This window comes from Sphingopyxis sp. QXT-31, from assembly GCF_001984035.1.
Lineage (GTDB): Bacteria > Pseudomonadota > Alphaproteobacteria > Sphingomonadales > Sphingomonadaceae > Sphingopyxis.
This window is the reverse complement of the sequence record NZ_CP019449.1, coordinates 3,116,649-3,137,050: the sequence shown is the minus strand read 5'-3', so window position 1 is coordinate 3,137,050 and position 20,402 is coordinate 3,116,649. Positions and strand designations below refer to the sequence as shown.

Sequence of the window (20,402 nt, the reverse complement as noted above, 5' to 3'; positions counted from 1 at the left end):
TAAAGAAGCGCACAATGCAGCGAACTTCGCTCGCGGCGATTGCGATGGCGTTCGCAATGCCTGTGCAGGCTCAGGAAGCCCAGTCGGAAGGCCTCGCGGAGATCATCGTAACGGCCGAGAAGCGCGAGGAAAATTTGCAGTCTGTTCCCGTCTCGGTCACAGCGATGACCGGCGAGGCGCTTACGGCAACGGGCATATCCAACGTCGAAGACCTGCAATTTTTCGTGCCGGGCGTGTCGATCACCAACGATTCCATGGCGATCATCAATATTCGTGGAATCGGCACCTCCGCGTTCGGCGTTGCGACCGATCCCAGCACGACGGTCCATTACGACGGTGTCTACATCTCGCGTCCGACGACGAGCTATCAGGATTTGTTCGACGTTGAACGCATCGAGGTTCTGCGCGGTCCGCAGGGCGTTCTCTTCGGTCGCAACTCCGCCGGCGGCACGCTCAACATCATCTCCAAGATGCCAACGGAGGATTTGACCGGCGCGCTGGGGCTCACAGTCGGAAATTATGAGAAGCGCTCGCTTAGTGGCACGATTTCGGGGCCGCTCGGAGCGGGCGTCCGAGGCCGTCTCACCTTGCTTGCCAACCAGCGTGACGGCATCTACCGCGACATCGTTTCGGGACGGCGATACCAGAATGAAGACAATCTCGCCGGACGACTGACGCTTGCGATCGACGCTAGCGACCGTCTTGAGATCGTGCTGCGGGCGGATGCCAGCCGCGATCGCGAGACTGGCGCACGGTCTGTCCGGCCCTTTTATCCGCAAGGCTTCATCGATGCGGGGGCGACGATCCCGGCCAATGACAAAGAAGCCGCGCTCGACCGCGTGCCGCGTTACGACGTCGATGCTTGGGGCGTGTCCTCGACGATGAACTGGGATGGTGGTCCGGTCACGATCCGCTCGATCACTGCGCTGCGCAAGAGCAAGGTCGTCCAGGCGCTCGATGTCGACTCGACCGACCTCTTCCTCCGCGATATCGAGTTTTTCGAACGCTCTCGCAGCTTCACGCAGGAGTTCCAACTGCTCAACAATGATGCAGACAAGCTGCGCTGGATCGTCGGGGCCTTCTATCTCAACGAAAAGGGCAATGACGAAATACGGATCATCGAACCGGGTCGTCGGCTCGCGATCCCGGAAAACAATACGACGAATGCATTCGCGCTCTTCGGACAAGCAAGCTACGAACTCATCGACCGCCTGCGATTGACCGGAGGGCTTCGATACTCATACGAAAAAAAGGATTTCGGATATCGTGTCCTGCTGAACGGAAATCAGGTCGATGCCGGTCAGCCCAAATCATCCTGGACCGCCTGGACTCCGAAAATTGGGATCGATTACGACCTTGCCGATGACGTCATGGCTTATGCGTCGGCAACCCGCGGGTTCAAATCGGGTGGATTCCAGCTGGGAGACGGGCGGCCTTTCCTCCCGGAGTATGTCTGGAGCTACGAAGTCGGCTTGAAGTCGACGCTCCTCGATCGCCGGCTTCGAGCTAATTTTTCGGCCTTCTATTATGATTACACCAATCTTCAGGTGGTCGAGTATAATAATGGCGTTGCCAGTACCACCAACGCCGGCAAGGCGACGATCAAGGGCGTTGAAGCGGAACTGATGGCACGGCCGTTCGATCGCCTGACGCTTACATCCACGATCGCTTATCTCGATGCGCGCTACGATGTCTATTTTGACGACGTCGGCGCAAGCCTCAAGGGCAAGCGGCTGCCGAACGCGCCGAAGTGGAACATCACTCTCGGCGGAGAATATAAGGCCTCCCTGGGCGGCGGAATGCTGACATTACGGACCGATATCTCCTGGCGCGACAGCATCTTTTTCAAGCCCAGCAACAATCCGCTTTTTTCCGGAAACGCCACGACCCTTATAAATGGGCGTGTCGCATGGCAGCCGGCGAGCGAAGCGTGGGAAATTGCGCTTTATGGCCGAAATCTCACCAACGAGCGCTATGTGAGCTATAGTACGATCGGGACGGACGCGACGGGTGTCTCGAACCCTACTCTTCCGCTCTACATCTACGGCGAGCCGCGCCAGTACGGATTGCAGCTGCGCTACTTTTTCTGAGGTTCCTCGTCCTGCGAGGTCCCCCGGCGACTCCCCTACGGTCGTCGGTCCCCCTGGGCGCTTGCGCCCGGGGGGAATACTTCCTCTGAACGCAGGACATGATATGTCCCTGTTCTCACCGGCGCCGTTACTTGAACGGCCCTGCTGATGGCACGATGAGCCGGACAGTAAGATGGCACGAACAGATACGGGCTAGTCCCATCCTGAACGTCGGTAGCGCGCGCGATTTCGATGCCCGGCTTTCCCTGTGACGCCGCGAGGATGCGAAGACCAACTGCTTTCGGAGGCCTACGCGTCGTCGGCTGCCTCACGGCAATGGATGGGAGATCGCCTTGATCGCCTTCAGGCCCGTACCGAAGCGGGCAATGGCGACCCTGTTCTGTTCGAGCTCGGCGTAGGGCAGGTAGGAAATGTCGAGATCACCGATCCGGCTGAAAGCCGGGCGTCGGAGCTGAGCGCGGACATCGGCTTCTCGCGCATCGGGTGCAACCAGGAAAAGTGGCGTCGACAAATGAAGATTCTCGCTGCTCAGCGCGAGATCAAGCATGCGGACAATTCCGGAATAAATGGATGTCGAATGCTCGACTTCGAATGCCGCCGCGACCGTAGCCGTCGATTGCTCGAGCCATAAGATGTCGATCAGTCTTATGGCATCGCTTCCTTGAGCGGTTGCGATGGCATGCGGCAAGCTATCGAGGCATCGAGACCCGAGCGGTACACCCTCATGAAGGCGCCCCCGGTCATTTGCCGCTACCCAGACGTCATATCCAAGTGCAAGGCCGAGGTCCCGAAGCCAGGATTGGACTTCGCTATGCGTCCGGTCGCTCTCTTTCTGATTTGCAAGCCCCTTATCGAACTTGTCGGACTGTGAGCGCGTTTCATTCAGCAAGGCCATCCAATCGCGAGCATTTTCGCTCGAACCGCTGAGCGGTGGGGCTGGAAACCGTCCCGATCCGATATCGAACAGCAGCCCTCCTATCGCGCCCAAATCGTTGGAGAGAAGATCCCGGTAGCAATCGTTGAGATCCAGAATGCCCGCGCGCATCGCGAGAAAATGCTCCCAGCTGCCAAGCTTCACATTCGCACCCGTCAGCGCGTTGTAGCCCTTTACGATTGCCGTATTGAACGGAGGCACAAGGGTGGGATGCAGAAAATAGAGAATGTTGGCTACCGCAGGACCCAACCCCTTGATCTTCTGTCTGTCGATTGCGAGGATCCCGGCGACGACCTCCTCGGCGGTATCGCAACAGGAGCAATGGTGAAGAAGTCTGCCAAAAGCTCGTTGATTGTCGGCGTTCTCGTAGATGTCCGGGATTCGGAGTTTGGGCTTCCACAAGAAAGCATGATCCGCACCTTTGAAAATCTGTCGTTGCTCGGCGATTGAATGAACAATGATCTCCAATGACGAGCCCCGATATGCCGCTCCGAAGGTGCCGGCCTCAATTTCGGCGACGACCTGCGAGATTCCTCTTCTGATCGACCGAAAATTCTTCAGTCGTTCCTCCCACAGGAACCAGCTTTGATAGGTCGAGCCGGAATCGCCGCGCCAGCGCTCGATCAGTTCGCGAACAAGATCGCGCTTCATGTTTATAGCCCCCGCTTGATCCATTCCGAATTGCTGTTTTCCACCTGCGGCTTGCCGGCCAAGACAGTTCGCTCGATCCGGCCCTTAGCGAAAGGCGAAACCTTCCGTCCCACCGGCAAGGTGGGCGGGAATGGAAGGTCGAAACGAGCCCGTTCACGCCCGGCGCTGCATAATTGTCGACGACCTCAGTGCCCTGCGTGTTCGCCCGCTCCGCTTGGTTTCTGACTCGCGCCTTCCGCCTCTGTCATGCCCTTCATCATCGCGTCATGGTCCATTGGCGCATTCTGCGTAATAGCCTGATATTGTGCCGGCGACAGGCCAGGGAGTTTTCGGACAAACGCGACCATATCCCAGATGAGACGATCATCATGCGTTTTCCCCCAGGCCGGCATGGCGGTCATCTTGATGCCATGCTTGATGATCCAGAATTGCTCCGAGGCAGAACGATCCGAACCTTTGAACAAGATGGGCGCTTGCGGATACAGCCCCTGACTCATTTCGGTTTTTTCCATTCCGGGCGCCAGATGGCAGCCGCTGCACATCTCCGTGTATAGTCCGGCGCCCGATGCGATCCGCGCCGGAGCCGCCAAATCCGCCGGCACCGCGATCGATCCGGACCGGGCTGCGATGGATTGCTCCCTGAATGTTTCGATGACGCTGTAAGTCAGTCGGCTATGAGGTGCATCGGCCGCTATATTGTACAGGCCGAGATAGACGGTGATTGCTCCAGCGCCAGCTATGACGGCAACGGCCAGGAGCGTGAACGCCAAGCTAGGCATGTGCTTCCGGAAATCGAAGTTTCGAAAACGCTCCATCGTCTATCTCCCTCAAAACAAGCGTCGAGCTGTGAAGCCGAACGCGATGCAAAGGCTGTTCAACAGATGATACGCACCGCAACAGGTTTTCCCTTGTCGCAAAGGAGACAGGTGGTTTGCGTACTTGCCGCGTCGAGGTAATTCCGGGCGCCCCTTACTCGATCGGACTTATGCGTTTCGTTCAGGCGCGGGCTCGGCGAGGCCTCAGGGCCCGCCCGGGCCCGCGAGCCTCGGGGGCGAGCCCTTTCTTCACGCGATCAGGCGCCGCCCGCCGGCCGCACCTTGGGCTTGCGTGAGGAACTGTGCAGATTGACGATCTGCCACTTTCCGTTTTCCCATTTAAGGACGCTCGTTGCGACGCCGTCCCGCTCGATTGTTTCGCCGCTCGCGAGTACGATCGAGAAGCTATAGGTCTCGGTCGCGATCGCTACATCGCCTTCGCCCCGAACCGATATCTTGTAGTTGCGGAAGGCAAAGGATCTGAACTCCTTGAGTTCGGGACCGAGGTGATGGTCGCGATAGTGGGCGAAATTCCCTTCGACGCCGCCCGACTCGAATATCTGGGCGTCTGGCGAAAAGAGTGCCTCGACGCCGGTCAGGTCCCGCTTTTCCATCGCTGATTTATACTGCGCGAGCGCTGCCGCCGCGCCCTGATAATCCACAGGCTCGGTCGCCTGAGCCGGGACGGCCACCAGCATGGCCAATGTGATTGCTGTAATCGTCAGTCGTCTCATATCATTTCCCCTTATTGCGTCCGAACTTCTCCGGTGGTTTCGATCAGATTCTGGCAAAGCGCAGCCGCAACGAATTGGCGATGACGCTGACGGACGAGAGTGCCATCGCAGCGGCGGCAATGACCGGCGAGAGCAATAGTCCGAAGACCGGATAGAGCACGCCCGCAGCGACCGGAATCCCGGCGACATTATAGGCGAAAGCGAAGAAGAGATTCTGGCGGATGTTCGCCATCGTCGCATGGCTGAGATGCCGCGCCCGCACGATGCCCAGAAGGTCGCCGCGCAGCAGCGTCACTCCCGCGCTTTCGATGGCGACATCGGTTCCCGAGCCCATCGCGATGCCGACGTCAGCGGCGGCGAGCGCGGGGGCGTCGTTGACCCCGTCGCCGGCCATCGCGACGATCCGGCCCTCTTCGCGCAGCCGCTGCACGACCGCACTCTTCTGGTCGGGGAGGACGTCGGCCTCAACGTCGTCGATGCCGAGGCGCCGCGCGATCGCCTCGGCGGTGACGCGATTGTCGCCGGTGAGCATGATGACCTTGATTCCGGCCTCGCGCAGCGCCGCGAGCGCGTCGCCCGTCGTTTCCTTGACGGGATCGGCGATGGCGATGACCCCGGCCGCCTTGCCATTGACCGCGATGTAGATCGCCGTCGCGCCGTCTGTGCGAAGGCGGTCGGCTGCCTCGGTGAGCGCGCCCAGATCGACGTCATATTCTTCAAGAAAGCTCGCATTGCCGAGGACTATCGCCTTGTCGACGACGACCCCGACGATACCCTTGCCGACCGGCTGGTCGACCCCCGATGGCTCGACCAGCGCGAGGCCCCGGTCCTCGGCGGCCTTGACGATCGCGGCCGCCAATGGATGTTCGCTGCTGCGCTCGAGGCTCGCGGCAATCCGGAGCAGATCCTGCTCTTCGAAGCCTTCGGCGACGTCGATGGCGACGACCGAGGGCCTGCCTTCGGTCAGCGTCCCGGTCTTGTCGACGACGAGGGTGTCGACCTTCTCCATCCGTTCAAGCGCCTCGGCATTTTTGATCAGCACGCCGGCTTCGGCGCCACGCCCCACGCCGACCATGATCGACATCGGCGTCGCGAGGCCGAGCGCGCAGGGGCAGGCGATGATGAGCACCGAGACGGCGGCGATAAGGCCGTAGGCCATGGCGGGCGCGGGGCCGAGAAGCGACCAGACAATGAAAGCGACGATGGCGACGACGATGACGCCGGGCACGAACCAGCCCGAAACGGTATCGGCGAGACGCTGGATCGGCGCCCGGCTGCGCTGCGCGTCGGCGACCATTTGTACGATCCGCGCGAGCATCGTGTCGCGCCCGACCTTCTCGCTGCGCATGAGCAGGCCGCCCGTCTGGTTGATCGTCCCGCCGATCAGCGCCGCGCCGGCCGCCTTGGTGACCGGCATCGATTCGCCCGTAACCATCGATTCGTCGACTGTGCCGCGGCCTTCTACGACGATGCCATCGACGGGGACTTTTTCGCCCGGACGGATGCGCAGCATGTCGCCGACCGCGACTTCCTCGAGCGCTACCTCCTCGTCGCTTCCATCGCTGCGGACGCGCCGGGCGAGCTTCGGTGTCAGGTCAAGGAGCGCGCGGATCGCGCCGCTCGTCGTTTCGCGGGCCCTGAGTTCGAGCACCTGCCCGAGTAGCACCAGGACCGTGATGACTGCGGCGGCCTCGAAATAGACCGCGACCGAACCATCGGCGGCGCGGAAGGCTGCCGGGAAGATTTGCGGGAGAATCGCCGCCATCATGCTGTAGCCCCAGGCAACGCCCGTCCCCATCGCTATGAGGGTGAACATGTTGAGGCTCTTGTTGCGGATCGAGAGCCAGGCGCGCTCGAAGAAGGGCCAGCCAGCCCATAGCACGACGGGGGTCGCGAGCAGCATCTGGATCCAGTTGTTCGTCTGGCGGCCGACATATTGGTGGAGGCCCGTCAGATGGCCGCCCATTTCGAGCGCAACCACCGGAAGGGCGAGAAGGAGCCCGATCCAGAAGCGCCGCCGCATATCGCGATATTCTTCGCTGGGGCCGTCCGATGCTGTCGGCATGACGGGCTCGAGTGCCATGCCGCAGATCGGGCAGCTTCCGGGGCCGGCGCGCTGGATTTCGGGATGCATCGGGCAGGTCCAGATGGCGCCTTCGGGTGCATCGGCTGCGGCCGGCTCGCTTTTTGCGGCATAAAGATCGGGATCGGCCTCGAATTTGGCGAGGCAGCCTGCGCTGCAGAAATAGTGATGCTTGCCGCTATGCGTCGCGGTGTGAGGTGTGGTGGCCGGATCGACCGTCATGCCGCAGACGGGATCGGTCGTGCTCCCGCTGCCTTTTTCTGCGCCCTGATGATCGTGCATCGCCGCCGCTCCCGTATGTGTCGGATGCCCGCCTCGCGGCGGGGCGGTCCAAACGCCACCGGTCGAGTTCGCCGCTGGCGTCGTTCCTGGCGGTTCCAGAATGGAGCCGCTTCTATCGATACGCAAGAAAGGCGATTATCCCTTGGATTTTCTTTGCCCTGTGCCGTCAGGTCCCGGGCTTTCGGGCCTCGATGATCGCGATCGCACCGGTTGGCGTGCGGAACGTCTCAAGTTCGCGAACATCGCAAAAGCCTGCCTCTCTCATCAGCACCGGGAGCAATCCATCGGCGTTGGGTTGGGTGTCCTGGACGCCGTCGAGCTGCTGGATCGTCAGGCGGAACAGCAACCGCATGAGGCGGCTGCGCTGTTCTCCATAGTCGGTGACATAGAGTTTGCCGCCCGGCGCGAGCACCTGCCGGGCCTCGCGTAGCAGACGTGCCTTTTCCTCAAGCCCGACCTGATGAAGGACGAGGCAGATCGCAATCTTGGAAGGCGAGGGCCAGTCATCGATCGCCGAAGCCGCGAAAAAGCCAACTCGAAACTCCGGCGGTGGAACAATCTGCGCGGTCTTCGTTCGGGCAATTCGCGTCGCGGCCTCGTCGGGGTCGAAACCAAGATAGCGGACGTCCCGGCTATGGCGAGCGATCGCCAGCGCGAGATTTCCCGTACCCGAGCCGATATCGAGAATGACGTCACCCTCGCCGAGCGCCATATGGCGAACGAGACGGTCGCGCCACACGCGCTCGCGCGTCGTCACCGCGACGCCGAAATCATAAAAGGGCGTCAGGAAGTGATATCCTGCCGCTGGCGTGTAGGATCTTGCTACGGGTTTCGGGTCGGGCATGGCCGTCTCCTTTCGACGCTTTGGCTTGCCGCCGGATTGCGGCCGCACTCGCCGGTCTCGAGGAGACGCTTAGGGGCAAGCAGGCGCGGCGGTCTTGAATGTTTCGCCGGGGCGACGCGGTGCGAGGCGCATCCGGCTCAGGGCACGATTTCGAACGCGAAGGCGCTAAGGCCAGCCGAAGGCGTCACGCCTAGCCATTGAGCGCAGCGGCGCGTGAAGTGCGACTGATCGGCGAAGCCTCCCGCCGCCGCTGCGTCGGCGAGACCTCCGCCGCCGACCAGCGCCCGCACGGCGCGTTGAAGCTGGAGCCACTGCAGCAATTTGGCCGGAGGCACGCCGAAGTCGCGGCAGACGATTTCGCGAAGGCGCGAGGGCGAGAGGCAGGCGACGTCGGCCAACGCGCGCGCGGTCGACAAATCACTAGGGGCCGCGAGCGCCTCGGACAGGCGTGCATCCACCGGACGCACCTGCGACCGGTCGAGATAGTCGGACGCCCAGCGCTTCGCGTCCGCGCCGCTAGCGATATCGCATAGTCCGGCCGTCTCTACTGGTGTCAACAGGACGGGCGCCGATCCGGCGGACAGCCGCGCGTCGGCACGAAAAAGCGGGTCGAGATAAAATGATCGCACGAGGGCGCCCGGCGGTCCCAGGCGGTGCCGGACATGCGATGCGATGGCAATGGCGTGTCCGGCAGGGACTATCATGTCGGCATCACCGGAAATTTCGAGGTCTCGTTCGACGGCGAGGCTGATCTGATGCGCCACATGGCTATGAGGACGGCTGCTCCCGATGCGTGCGTCAATCAACGCCCAGCCGGCCCCGAGCATGATCGAACCGGACCATGAGACGGTGCTGGCGGTCAAACCGGATCGACGGCGACGAAGGGTTCGAGCGTGCCGAACCAGGCGACCAGCGCGAGTATGGCGAGCGCGGCCGACGCTTCGATGACCAGGCTTCTGCGCATGGCTGCGATCGCGAGGTCGGGGTCGGCGGCGACATTGTCGGTATTGGTCTCCGGGACGGCGGCCGCGAGCGCCGGGGTCAGCTGCCAGCGGTTCGCCGCCGCGAGCGCTAACATCAGTCCGAACAGCGCAAGCTTGGCGAGGAGCAATTGTCCATAGGGCGAGCCGAGGGAGCGGCCGAGATTCTCGGCGCCGACGATCATCTGGCTGTTGACGAGGCCGGTGGCGGCGATGACGAGGACGCAGATCGTACCGACGCGCGAGAATTGATCGAGACTCCGCGACGCAATTTGGAGTCCCCCCGGCCATTCGCGGAGGCGCTGGGGCGAGATCAGCATAAGAAAGGCGCCGATTGCGCCGATCCAGACCGCCGCTGCGATCAGGTGCAATATGTCGCTGGCCCGATGCAGGGTGCCCGCCGCGCCCTCGGTCGCGCCCGCATGGCCCGACCAGACCAAGGTCGCGACGGCGACCGAGCCGGCAAGAGTGAGTATGGCGGCTGCGATTGTCGGCCGGCGCGTCATCCAGACTGCCGCCGCCAACGCAACGAGCAGCGCGGCGCTCCGGTAGATCCAGGCCATGCCGACCTCGGTTTCGCGAACCAGATCCCAAAAGGGTTGGAACTCCAGGGAGAGGATGCCCACGCCCTGCATCGAGGCCGCGAGCACGCCCATTCCGAGGCTGGAGACGAGCAGCCCGATGGCGCAGAGCCATCGTTCTGCGCGCCAGATCGCGGCCATCATCGGCTGCGGCTCATGGCGTTCGCTCCGCGTCAGCGCAAAAAGCGGGAACGCAGCAAGGCCGGCGATGAGCATCAGGTCCGCATAAAGTGCGAACCTGATGCCGATCAGAACGGGGTCCCCCACCGTCTTTTACTTTACGGTGAAGCTGAATTCGCTGCCCATGCGGTGGGTATCAGCGCCCGCCGCCGACCATGTGACCTTGTAGGTTCCGGCTGTCAGCGGCCGCTTGAGCATCAGCATCGCCGACTTGCCCTCTTTGCCCATCATCGACGAGTAAGGCACCTTCATCGGGGCATGATTGGCCATGCCGGGCATGCCGGTCATGACCAGCTCGGTCTTGAGGGTCGAGGCGACGATCTTTTCGTTGAACTGAAGATTGACCGACGTGACCTTCGAAACGGTCGAATTGGCGGCGGGCGTCGAGCTGACGAGCTTGGTGTGCGCGCTTGCCGTGGCCGGCATGAGAAGCAGAGCGAAAGCCGCCGCTGCAGAGGGGAGAAGAGACTTGAACATGAACACCTCCAAATGCGTGTCTGTCCTGCTAATACGCAGGATATCGGCATGGCCCTCAAATATTCCGGAATAATATTCTGGTGTGAGGGGTGAGGCGCTTCGGCGCGTATGTACAATGATGGAAAGGTTTGAAGAGACGATCGATGGATAAGGAGCTTCGCATTTTGAACAGGATCGATCTGCCCGCAGCGCTCGATGCGCTCGATGATCGCATCATGGGCGCATTGGCGATCCGCCGGCGCGAAGCGGTAGCGATGCGCCGCCTGATGGCGCTCGCGGCCTTTGTCTCGCTCGGCGGCGGTGTTTTTGCGGGGAGTGCGATTTCCCAGCCGGCGGTCGCGGCAAGCCCCCTGACCCCATTCGGCCCGCCTAGCGCATTGGTGCCTTCCACCTTGCTGGATGTACAGTAGCAATGCCGTCGCGCCGTCTTCTTCTCTTGGGGCTCATTGCCTTCGCCGCGGCGATTGCCGGCGTGTTCATCGGCCGTCTGGTGGCCGATGCGCCCAAAGCCAGCGAAACCGAACTTCATGCGCTTCTCCACGGCCAACTCGACCTGACCCCGGAGCAGGAAAAGAAACTCGAGCGGATCGAAGCCGACTTCGCCGGTCGCCGCCAGGCGCTCGAACTCGAGATGCGCGCCGCCAATGTCCGGCTCGCGCAGGCGATCGAAGCCGAGCATGGCTATGGACCGCGCGTCACCGAGGCGATCGACGAGACGCATGAGGTGATGGGGACATTGCAGAAGGAAACGCTCCAGCATCTCTTCGCGATGCGCGGGGTTCTCAACCCCGATCAAGCGGAAATGTTCGACAAAAGCGTGGTCAAGGCGCTGACCGCCGATGCGCGGTGAGCGCCGACCTATCGCAATGTAGCGACCAGGATCTGGCGGCCTTTGCGCGCGCGCACCGCGAAGACGCCTATCGCGAGTTGCTGCGCCGTTACAAAACGGGCGTCTACCGGCTCATCGTAAAGCAGATCGGCGATGCCGACGAGGCGATGGATCTGACGCAAGAGACGTTCGTCTCCGGCTTTTCGGCGCTCGATCGCTATGATGGCGAACGCCCCTTCCGCACATGGATCGCCCGTATCGCGCTCAACAAATGTCGCGACTGGGCACGACGGCGAAAGGTGCGCGCCTTTTTCTCCCGCGCGCTCCCGCTCGAAAATGCGCATCACGTAGCAAGCGATGGTCCTGGGCCCGATTCCGCGGCGACCGACAGGCGAGAGCTCGCCAAGGTTCGCGGGGCGATCGATCAGCTGCCGCAGAATTTGCGCGAAGTGTTGCTCCTCCGCGGTGTCGACGAGGTCAGCCAGGCCGAAACAGCGGTCATTTTGCGCGTCAGCGAGAAAACAGTCGAAACGCGCCTCTATCGAGCGCGGACCAGGCTCCGGGAATTGCTCGCGGGAACATCTGCGAGCGCCGAGGGTTGAGGGTTCGACCGCTCGTTCAGGCGGCATCTCCTCATCGTCCGGCATTTTTATTGAGGGGCAGCCGTGCCGCCTGCGTATAGCTTTAGGAACAGTCAGTAACGGTCGGAAAGAATATGCAGATGGAAAGGCGTCGGTTCGTCAGTGGAGCTTTGGGTGGAGGGGCTGCTGCGGCGATGGCCGCATGGTTCCCGGCCTGGGCCCAGTCGGTGTCGTCCGGCATCACCGCGCCGCTTCCGACCGTATCCGGCAATGACATAACGCTGCGCATCGCCCGGCAGACGATGCGGATCGACGGCAAGGTCAGCCGCGCGATCGGGATCAACGGCACCGTGCCCGCGCCGCTCGTCCGTCTAAAGGAAGGGCAGACAGCGCGCCTGACCGTCGTCAACGATCTCGACGAGGACAGCTCGATCCACTGGCACGGCCTGATCCTGCCGTTCCAGATGGACGGCGTGCCCGGCGTCAGCTTCCCCGGCATCAAGCCGCGCTCGAAGTTTGTCTATGAATTCCCGGTCGTTCAATCGGGGACTTATTGGTATCACAGCCATTCGGGGCTTCAGGAACAGCTCGGCCATTATGGCCCGATCGTCATCGATCCCGCGGGCGCCGACCCGATCGGCTACGATCGCGAGCATGTCGTCGTCCTGTCCGACCACAGTCAATTGTCGCCCGAGGCGATCTTCCGCAAGCTCAAGGTCAATCCCGGCCATTTCAACATGCAGCGCCAGACGCTGGCGGGCCTGCTCGCCGGCAAGGATCAACCGCTCAAGGAGCGGATCGATTGGGGCAAGATGCGGATGGACCCGACCGACGTCGCCGACGTCAATGGTTCGACATACACCTTCCTCGTCAACGGCCATGGTCCGCGCGACAACTGGACCGCGCTCTTCAGCCCGGGCGAGCGGGTGCGCCTGCGTATCGTCAATGCGTCGGCGATGACGATCTTCAACGTCCGCATCCCGGGCCTCAGGATGACCGTGGTGCAGGCCGACGGCCTCAATGTCGTGCCGACCGAGATCGACGAGTTCCAGATCGCGGTCGCCGAAACCTATGACGTCATCGTCACGCCGGTCGAGGACCGTGCTTATACGCTCGTTGCCGAGGCCAATGACCGGTCGGGCATGGGACGCGCGACGCTCGCACCGCGCGCCGGCATGGTCGCCGAGGTGCCGCCGCTCCGCGAACGGCCGCTCGCGACCATGAAGGACATGGGCATGGGCGACATGTCGGGCGGCTCAATGGCGGGTATGGACCATTCGGGCGGCGATATGGGCGCCATGCCCATGCCGGCGAGCGATCCTTCCTGTCCCCCTGAACATGCCAAGATGGGCCATTGTACGCCAGCGGGGGAAAGCGGCGCGATGGCGGGCATGGATCATGGATCGGGCGGAGGCATGCAGCACAGCATGCGCGACTTCAGTGTCGCGCCGCAGGTCAAGCGCGACCCGAGCGTCCAGACGATCTCGCCGATGCCGATGGATCGCATGGACGAGCCGGGGCAGGGACTGGAGAATGTCGGGCACAAGGTGCTGACCTACCATGACCTTGTCGCGCTCGAGCGCAACCCCGATACCCGCGCCGCCTCGCGCTCGCTCGACATCCATCTGACCGGCAATATGGAACGCTTCATGTGGTCGTTCGACGGCATCAAGATGTCCGACTATCACGAGCCCATCCCCTTCATCGAGGGAGAGCGCGTGCGGATCAACCTCATCAACGATTCGATGATGAGCCACCCCATCCACCTCCACGGTCATTTTTTCGAACTGGTGACGGGCAAGGGCGACCGGTCGCCGCGCAAGCATACGGTGCTTGTCCAGCCGGGCGGCATCGCGAGCTTCGATTTTACCGCCGACGCGCTCGGCGACTGGGCGTTCCATTGCCATCTTCTCTATCACATGCACGCGGGAATGATGCGCGTCGTCAGCGTCCGTCCGAAGGGAGACGGCGAATGACCCGGGTCGCGCTTCTCCTCGCGGGTATCGCCCCGCTGACCTTTGCTGTGCCCGCCGCGGCGCAGTCGATGGATCATTCGATGCATGGTGCGGCGCCCGCGCCGACACCCGCTCCCTCGCCAACGCCAGCGCCGGTAGCGCAGCCCGCGCCCGAAGCGCCCGCCGAAGGGTCGATGGAGCAGATGGACCATGGGAGCATGCAGGGCATGGACATGGAGCCCAAAACTTCGACCTGCCCGCCCAAACATGCGGCGATGGGTCATTGTACGCCCGAGGCGGAGGCTTCGGGCAAGGGCGCTTCTGACATGGACGCGATGGATCATGGCACGGCGGCGCCGTCCGATCCCGATTGTCCGCCCGAACATGCCAAAATGGGCCATTGCACCCCGAAGGGCGGGTCTGCGGACCCCATGGCCGGAATGGAAGGCATGGCGACGATGAGCGGCGCCAGCGGCACCGACTTGCCGCCGGGCGATGCTACCGCGCCTGCGCCTCCCGGCGACTGGTATGCCGATCGCATTTATCCCCAAGCCGAAATGGAGCATTCGCGCCACGACATGATGAAAGAGAATGGTGCGCAGACCATCGCTTTCATCAGCTTCAACCTTGCCGAATATCAGGCGCGCAAGGGCCGCGACGGGTTCCGCTGGGACGGTGAGGCTTGGTACGGCGGCGACATTAACCGGCTGACGATCAAGAGCGAAGGCGAGGGCGTGTTCGGCGAAGGCATCGAGAGCGCCGAGGTACAGGCGCTCTACAGCCGGGCGATCGGACCCTATTTCAACGCGCAGGCGGGTATCAGGCAGGATCTTGGGCCCGGCCCCGACCGCACCTATGCGACGATCGGCTTCGAGGGGCTCGCCCCCTATTGGTTCGAAGTCGAGGGCGCGCTGTTTCTTTCGAACAAGGGTGACCTGCTCGCCCGGCTCGAAGGCTATTACGACCAGCGCATCACCCAGAAACTGATCCTCCAGCCGATGGCGGAAGTCAATTTTGCGCTGCAGGATGTCCCCGAGACCGGCGTTGGTTCGGGGCTTTCGGATTTCGAGCTCGGGCTTCGCCTGCGTTACGAGGTCGTGAAGGAATTCGCGCCTTATGTCGGCGTCGAATGGGCGCGCAAGGTCGGCGATACCGCGCGTTTTGCCCGCGCCGCGGGCGAGGATGCGAGCGGCGTCAGCTTCGTGATGGGGGTGCGGGCCTGGTTCTAGAAGTTTCGCGGGGTGGCGACACGTCGAGGAGAAATGCCGTGAAACCAGCCTATCGCAGCCTCGCGCTGCAGACGATCGTCAGCGGCGTCATCATGTATTTGGTGATGTTCGTCATGATCGACCGCCTCTCGAGCTTCTACAATAATCTCAACATGCTCTACATGACGCTGATGATGGTCTCGCCGATGGTCGTGCTGATGATCGTCGCAATGCCGGGCATGTTCCCGTCGAAACGTCTCAATACGTTCCTGCTGCTGGGATCGGCAGTTGCCTTCTTCGGGAGCTTCGGGCTCATCCGGACACAGACGACGATCGGCGACACGGCCTTCTTGCGTTCGATGATCCCGCATCATTCGGGTGCGATCCTCATGTGTGAACAGGCTTCTCTCAAAGATGCCGAGATACGCGAACTCTGCCGCGGCATCATCGCGGGGCAGGCAGCCGAAATCGAACAGATGAAATCCATTCTCGCGAGGAAATGACATGAAAAATCCGATGACGCGCCGTCATCTTTTCGGCCTGATTGCGGTCGGATCGGGGATGGCGCTTGCGGCATGCAATTCTGCCTCGGGCCCGGCGGCGACCAGCGATAAGAATGGCGCGGCGCCCGCGCCGGGCGCCGAGACGTCCAGCCCCAAGCGAATGCTCGTTTATCGCGATCCCGAATGCGGCTGCTGCGAAGCTTGGGCGGATATCGCGCGCAAGGCGGGTTATGATGTGACTGTCGAGAACCGCTCTGACATGGCCGCCGTAAAGACGCGATATGGTGTGCCTGGCCAGCTGGCGTCGTGCCACACGGCAGTTATCGGCGGCTATGCCATTGAGGGTCATGTGCCGATGCAGCATGTCGCGAGGCTCCTTCACGACAAGCCACGCGACATTCGAGGGATCGCCGTGCCCGGCATGCCGCGCGGCTCACCAGGAATGGAAATGCCGGACGGAAGCGTGGACGCATTCGAAGTGATGGCGTTCGGCAGCGACGGCAAGGTTTCTGAATTCCGCGCATGACCTGCCGACACCAAGAGGAGACAGATATGACGAGATTCATTCCCCTGGCGAGCGCCGCCGCGCTGATATTTGCTCTGGCAGGATGCGGCACTGAGCCCGCGCAGCAGAGCGACGTCACACCGGAACAGAGTGAGGTCACTGCCGGTGAGCCGCCCGCAATGGTCGAGACCATGCCCGTAGCGGACGAGACGCCCGCCGCGTCTGCCCCGGCGGCGCCGACCAAAGAGGCAGTGCCTCCGGAGAAATCCCGCCCCAAGCAAGAACCTGCCGCGAAGGCCGCTGTGCCGCCACGGGCAAAGGCCGCGCCGGAAACGCCGAAACCTGTCGAACCCGAACCCGATCCTCATGCTGGGCACGATATGGACAAAAAATAAGGGGCATGTGCCGACGCGGCATGTCGACCGGGCGGTCGAGGACAAACTGCGCGATATGTCCGGCTTCGCCGTGCCCGGCATGCCGCGCGGCTCCCCGAACGGAAATGTCGAAGCATTCGAAGTCTTGACCTTCGGCGCCGATAGAAAGGCCGTTGTGTTCCACACGGACCCCCGGGAAGGGATCGAGTAACAGCGACCGGGCGCTGCTCGATGCCGCAGCGAGAGATATAACCATATGGAATAACCATCTCGTTTGTAGCGATGAGTGGTGATTATTTCTGGTCATGCCAAGGCCGCGAAGATAGCTCGGTGGCGAAGCCGAGAGCTTTCGCAAATGGGAGGGGACCATGAAGAAATTGCTTCGCACGAGTGGCTCGATTATCGCCGTCCTGGCAGGCATTTCGGCCGCCGCCGCCTTCGCGCAGGATAACGCCAAAGAGGCGCCGCAGCCGGGCGCGTCGCAGGGCGAAATCGTTGTGACGGGCACGCGGCGGAACGATCTCAAGGCGGCCGATTCCGCCCAGCCAATCGACATTATCACCGGCGCCGAACTGCTCGAAAAGGGCACGGCCGACATGAACGATCTTCTCCGCACCGAGGTCCCGTCGCTCAACGTCCAGCGCCTCGTCAGCAACGACGGCGCCGTTTTCACCCGGCCTTTCTCGCTGCGCGGCCTGCCGCCGGACCAGACGCTGGTGCTCGTGAACGGCAAACGGCGCCATCGCGGCGCGACGGTCCAGTTCACCAATGTTCCCTATATCCGGGGATCGCAGGGACCCGATCTTTCGGCGATTCCGTCGATCGCGATCGGCCAGCTGGAGGTTCTGCGTGACGGCGCGTCGGCGCTCTATGGATCGGATGCGATCGCCGGCGTTCTCAATTTCGGTCTGCGCCGCGATCGCGAAGGCGGATTGCTGATCGCCCGCTATGGCCAATTCTACAAGGGCGACGGTGAGGATTTCCTCGTCCAGGGCAATGTCGGGCTTCCCTTCACCGACGCCGGTTTCGTCAACATCAGCGGCGAATATGTGAACGCCAGCACGACGTCGCGCGGTATCCAGCGTCCCGACGCGCAGGCGCTCATCGATGCCGGCGTTCAGGATGTCCCGGTCCCGGCGCAGCGCTGGGGAAATCCCGAATCCGAGGCGGCGCGCATCTTCGTCAATGCCGGCATCGAACTGTCGGACGAGATGGAATTCTACACCTTCGGCAACTATAGCTGGAGCCGCGGCACGACGGCCTTCTTCTACCGCAACCCCAATGCCAGCTTCATTTCCACCTCGATTCCGCTCACCAATACGCCCGGAGGACAGCGCTTCAGCTTCCGCCAGCTCTTTCCCGGCGGCTTTACGCCGGATTTCGGCGCCACGGTGACCGACGCGGCGCTTGCGGCCGGCCTCAAGGGCGAATTCTCCTCTGGCCTGACCTATGACCTCAGCGCTTCCTATGGTCAGAACCATGCTTCCTACCGGATCGAAAATACGGTCAATCCGTCGCTTGGCCTCGCGTCGCCAACATCCTTCAAGCCGGGGCAGCTCGAGCAGCGCGAACTCGCTTTCAATCTCGATCTCACTTACCCCATCGCGATCGGCACCTCCGATCCACTGACGCTTGCCGGCGGTCTCGAGTATCGGCGCGAGACATATGAGATCACGGCCGGCGACATCGCATCATGGCAGGTTGGTCCTTTCGCGTCGGTCATCGATCCCGATACCGGAAACCGCGTCGGACTGCCGGTCGGCTCGAACGGCTTCCCGGGCTTCAGTCCCATCCAGGCGGGCGAGTTCGCGCGCAGCAACTGGGCCGCCTATACGTCGCTCGAAGGCAATCTCACCGACGCGCTCCAGTTCGGCCTTGCCGGCCGCTACGAGAATTACTCGGACTTCGGCTCGAAATTCACCTGGAAGATCAACGGGCGATATGATTTCTCGGACGTCTTCGCGGTGCGCGGATCGGTCAACACCGGCTTTCGGGCGCCGACGCCGGGCCAGTCGAACGCCTCGCAAGTCCAGACCAACATCGACTCGATAACCGGGGCGCCGCTGACCGCAGGCATTATCGCGCCCAACAATCCGGTGGCGCAATTCTTCGGCGCGACGCCGCTTCGGCCCGAGAATTCGTTCAACGTCGCCGGCGGCATCGTGGTGAAGCCCTCCAATCGCATCACCTTCACGCTCGACTATTTCAACATCAAGGTCGAAGACCGGATCGCCGTATCGGGCAATTTCAATCTCACCCCGGCGCAGCGCGCGCAGCTCGCGGCGCTTGGCATTCCCGGTGGGGATTCCTTCCAGCAGGTGAGCTTCTTCACCAACTCCTTCGACAGCCGCACCCAGGGCGTCGATGCGGTGCTCACCGTGGGCTTCGACCTCGGCGGCGGCAAGGCCACGCTCGGCCTCAACGGCAACTATACCAAAACCGATGTCATCAAGGCTTCGCCGGTGATCACTGCGGACCGCGAGCGGCTGCTCGAACTCGAGGGCTTCGTTCCGAAGTGGAAGGGCAATGCGTCCTTCACTTATGCGGGCGAGCGCTTCGGCTTCGTCGCGCGCGCGAACTATTATGGCAAATGGACCGACTATGGCGCCGCACCGGCTGCCGACCAGACGGGCGGCGCCGAACTGCTGGTCGATCTCGAGCTGTCCTACAAGGTCAGCGACATGCTCAAGCTTGCGGTCGGCGGCGAGAATATCTTCGACAATTACCCCGACGTCGAGGCGCGGCAATCCCAGATCAACAACGGGATCCGATATCTCCGCTTCGCGCCGACGGGGTTCAACGGGGGCTTCTGGTACGTTCGCGCGACCGCCTCCTTCTGATCGGTGGCCGTGAGGGCCGTGCGGCGTCTTGTGTCTTCAGCTGGCGTCGGAGCCGAACATCGCGTCGCGGTGGGATTCGAGCACCGCGATAAAGGCCGCAGCGACTTGGGACATCGGCCTCAACTTCGGCGTGAAGAGCATATATTCGAAATGGACCTCCGGCGCGAAATCACGGACCGTAAGGCCCCGCTCGGCATAATCCGCTGCGGTCACGGGGTTGAGGATCGAACATCCGACCCCCTGCATGACAAGCGCGCAGATGGTCATCGCATATTGGGTTTCGATGACCATCTCGCGGTGGACGCCCGCGTCCTCGAAAATGCGATCGATGCGGTGACGCACGCCGTCCTCGAGCGCGAGCGAAATGAAGGGCTCGCCCTCGAGATCGGCCGGCCGAATGACGTCCTTGACGGCCAGCCGGTGACCGGCAGGGAGAACGCAGGCGCCGGGGCAGCGCAGGAAGCGCTCCATCCTTATGCCGGGCAATTCGCGCGCCGGCGTCGCGAGCCCGATGTCGAACTGCTGGTTCGCCATCCATTGCCGCACCGTCGAGGAACTGCGGGTCTGGAGCTGAACGGTGACGCCGGGATGCGTCTCGCGAAAGGCCGCGATCACGCGCGGCAGGAAACTGACCGCGAGCGCCGGGAGGGCGGCGATCCGGAGCGTGCCGGTCGCCATGTTGCGGATGTCTTCCGCTACCCGCTTCAGGGCCGCAATACCGGAGAAGCTCCGCTCGACTTCGTAGAAAAAGGCGTCGGCTTCGGGCGTCACGGTGAGCGCGCTGCCGCGCGAACGCAGGAAGAGCTGAAAGCCCAGCTGATGCTCGAGCTCGGCAAGCATCTTGCTCACCGCGGGTTGCGACAGGTTGAGCGACTGCGCGGCCTGGGTGACCGATCCCGAGAGCATCACGGCCCTGAAGGCTTCGAGGTGACGCAGGTTCATCGGACATCGCTCCC

At 62.6% G+C, this 20,402-nt stretch carries 20 protein-coding genes; 11 read left to right on the top strand and 9 right to left on the bottom strand.

Translation table 11 applies throughout. The features are described 5' to 3' along the window. The first annotated feature begins 14 nt into the window (after nucleotides 1-14). Complete coding sequence (locus BWQ93_RS15055) at nucleotides 15-2,090, top strand: TonB-dependent receptor (RefSeq protein WP_077031250.1); 2,076 nt, start codon at nucleotides 15-17, stop codon at nucleotides 2,088-2,090. 307 nt (nucleotides 2,091-2,397) lie between these two features. Here BWQ93_RS15055 and BWQ93_RS15050 read toward each other — a convergent pair whose 3' ends face one another. From BWQ93_RS15050 to copC, 8 genes are all read right to left on the bottom strand, one after another. Continuing rightward, nucleotides 2,398-3,675, bottom strand: coding sequence for a hypothetical protein (locus BWQ93_RS15050; RefSeq protein ID WP_011542709.1), 1,278 nt, complete (start codon nucleotides 3,673-3,675; stop codon nucleotides 2,398-2,400). Nucleotides 3,676-3,860: 185 nt separating this feature from the next. Continuing rightward, nucleotides 3,861-4,490 carry a c-type cytochrome gene (locus tag BWQ93_RS15045; RefSeq protein WP_077031249.1) on the bottom strand — a complete coding sequence of 210 codons (630 nt, stop codon included), beginning with the start codon at nucleotides 4,488-4,490 and terminating at the stop codon, nucleotides 3,861-3,863. A 257-nt stretch (nucleotides 4,491-4,747) separates the two neighbouring features. After that, nucleotides 4,748-5,224 (bottom strand): YybH family protein, encoded by a 477-nt coding sequence (locus BWQ93_RS15040; RefSeq protein WP_053555655.1) that lies wholly within the window; start codon nucleotides 5,222-5,224, stop codon nucleotides 4,748-4,750. 43 nt (nucleotides 5,225-5,267) lie between these two features. Further along, the gene (locus tag BWQ93_RS15035; RefSeq protein ID WP_077031248.1) at nucleotides 5,268-7,589 is read right to left on the bottom strand and encodes a heavy metal translocating P-type ATPase; all 2,322 of its coding nucleotides are present in this window, start codon (nucleotides 7,587-7,589) and stop codon (nucleotides 5,268-5,270) included. Between the two features lie 166 nt (nucleotides 7,590-7,755). Further along, nucleotides 7,756-8,433 (bottom strand): class I SAM-dependent methyltransferase, encoded by a 678-nt coding sequence (locus tag BWQ93_RS15030; RefSeq protein WP_011542705.1) that lies wholly within the window; start codon nucleotides 8,431-8,433, stop codon nucleotides 7,756-7,758. 137 nt (nucleotides 8,434-8,570) lie between these two features. After that, entirely contained in the window at nucleotides 8,571-9,296 is a 726-nt protein-coding gene (locus BWQ93_RS15025) for a helix-turn-helix domain-containing protein (RefSeq protein WP_232314621.1), read from the bottom strand. Continuing rightward, nucleotides 9,293-10,261, bottom strand: a complete 969-nt coding sequence (gene copD / locus BWQ93_RS15020; RefSeq protein WP_077031247.1) for a copper homeostasis membrane protein CopD — start codon at nucleotides 10,259-10,261, stop codon at nucleotides 9,293-9,295. The genes BWQ93_RS15025 and copD overlap by 4 nt, the downstream gene beginning before the upstream one ends. A 6-nt stretch (nucleotides 10,262-10,267) precedes the next feature. Further along, nucleotides 10,268-10,600, bottom strand: a complete 333-nt coding sequence (gene copC, locus BWQ93_RS15015) for a copper homeostasis periplasmic binding protein CopC (RefSeq protein ID WP_231732871.1) — start codon at nucleotides 10,598-10,600, stop codon at nucleotides 10,268-10,270. A 179-nt stretch (nucleotides 10,601-10,779) separates the two neighbouring features. Here copC and BWQ93_RS15010 point away from each other — a divergent pair, with 179 nt between their 5' ends. The 10 genes from BWQ93_RS15010 (at nucleotide 10,780) to BWQ93_RS14970 (ending at nucleotide 19,446) form a co-directional block, all read left to right on the top strand. Then, nucleotides 10,780-11,061 carry a hypothetical protein gene (locus BWQ93_RS15010; protein WP_198040400.1) on the top strand — a complete coding sequence of 94 codons (282 nt, stop codon included), beginning with the start codon at nucleotides 10,780-10,782 and terminating at the stop codon, nucleotides 11,059-11,061. Between the two features lie 2 nt (nucleotides 11,062-11,063). Further along, on the top strand, nucleotides 11,064-11,501 hold the full coding sequence (locus tag BWQ93_RS15005; RefSeq protein ID WP_003046401.1) for a periplasmic heavy metal sensor: 438 nt from the start codon (nucleotides 11,064-11,066) through the stop codon (nucleotides 11,499-11,501). Then, nucleotides 11,498-12,082: an RNA polymerase sigma factor gene (locus tag BWQ93_RS15000; RefSeq protein WP_067179814.1), complete on the top strand. Its 585-nt coding sequence runs from the start codon at nucleotides 11,498-11,500 to the stop codon at nucleotides 12,080-12,082. The genes BWQ93_RS15005 and BWQ93_RS15000 overlap by 4 nt, the downstream gene beginning before the upstream one ends. A gap of 119 nt (nucleotides 12,083-12,201) precedes the next feature. Continuing rightward, nucleotides 12,202-14,037, top strand: coding sequence for a copper resistance system multicopper oxidase (locus tag BWQ93_RS14995; RefSeq protein WP_405053472.1), 1,836 nt, complete (start codon nucleotides 12,202-12,204; stop codon nucleotides 14,035-14,037). Further along, entirely contained in the window at nucleotides 14,034-15,245 is a 1,212-nt protein-coding gene (locus tag BWQ93_RS14990) for a copper resistance protein B (protein WP_077031245.1), read from the top strand. The genes BWQ93_RS14995 and BWQ93_RS14990 overlap by 4 nt, the downstream gene beginning before the upstream one ends. A 92-nt stretch (nucleotides 15,246-15,337) precedes the next feature. Further along, nucleotides 15,338-15,727, top strand: a complete 390-nt coding sequence (locus tag BWQ93_RS14985; RefSeq protein ID WP_223181178.1) for a DUF305 domain-containing protein — start codon at nucleotides 15,338-15,340, stop codon at nucleotides 15,725-15,727. A gap of 1 nt (nucleotide 15,728) precedes the next feature. Continuing rightward, nucleotides 15,729-16,253, top strand: coding sequence for a DUF411 domain-containing protein (locus BWQ93_RS14980; RefSeq protein WP_039578984.1), 525 nt, complete (start codon nucleotides 15,729-15,731; stop codon nucleotides 16,251-16,253). Nucleotides 16,254-16,279: 26 nt separating this feature from the next. Then, nucleotides 16,280-16,627: a hypothetical protein gene (locus BWQ93_RS20870; protein WP_137890128.1), complete on the top strand. Its 348-nt coding sequence runs from the start codon at nucleotides 16,280-16,282 to the stop codon at nucleotides 16,625-16,627. 7 nt (nucleotides 16,628-16,634) lie between these two features. Beyond that, nucleotides 16,635-16,817, top strand: coding sequence for a DUF411 domain-containing protein (locus BWQ93_RS14975; protein WP_039578987.1), 183 nt, complete (start codon nucleotides 16,635-16,637; stop codon nucleotides 16,815-16,817). A 157-nt stretch (nucleotides 16,818-16,974) separates the two neighbouring features. Continuing rightward, a complete protein-coding gene (locus BWQ93_RS14970) occupies nucleotides 16,975-19,446 on the top strand; it encodes a TonB-dependent receptor plug domain-containing protein (RefSeq protein ID WP_039578990.1) in 2,472 nt (823 codons plus the stop codon). 36 nt (nucleotides 19,447-19,482) lie between these two features. Here the strand turns inward: BWQ93_RS14970 and BWQ93_RS14965 are convergent, their stop codons facing one another. Further along, entirely contained in the window at nucleotides 19,483-20,388 is a 906-nt protein-coding gene (locus tag BWQ93_RS14965) for a LysR substrate-binding domain-containing protein (RefSeq protein WP_003046376.1), read from the bottom strand. Nucleotides 20,389-20,402: the final 14 nt, after the last annotated feature.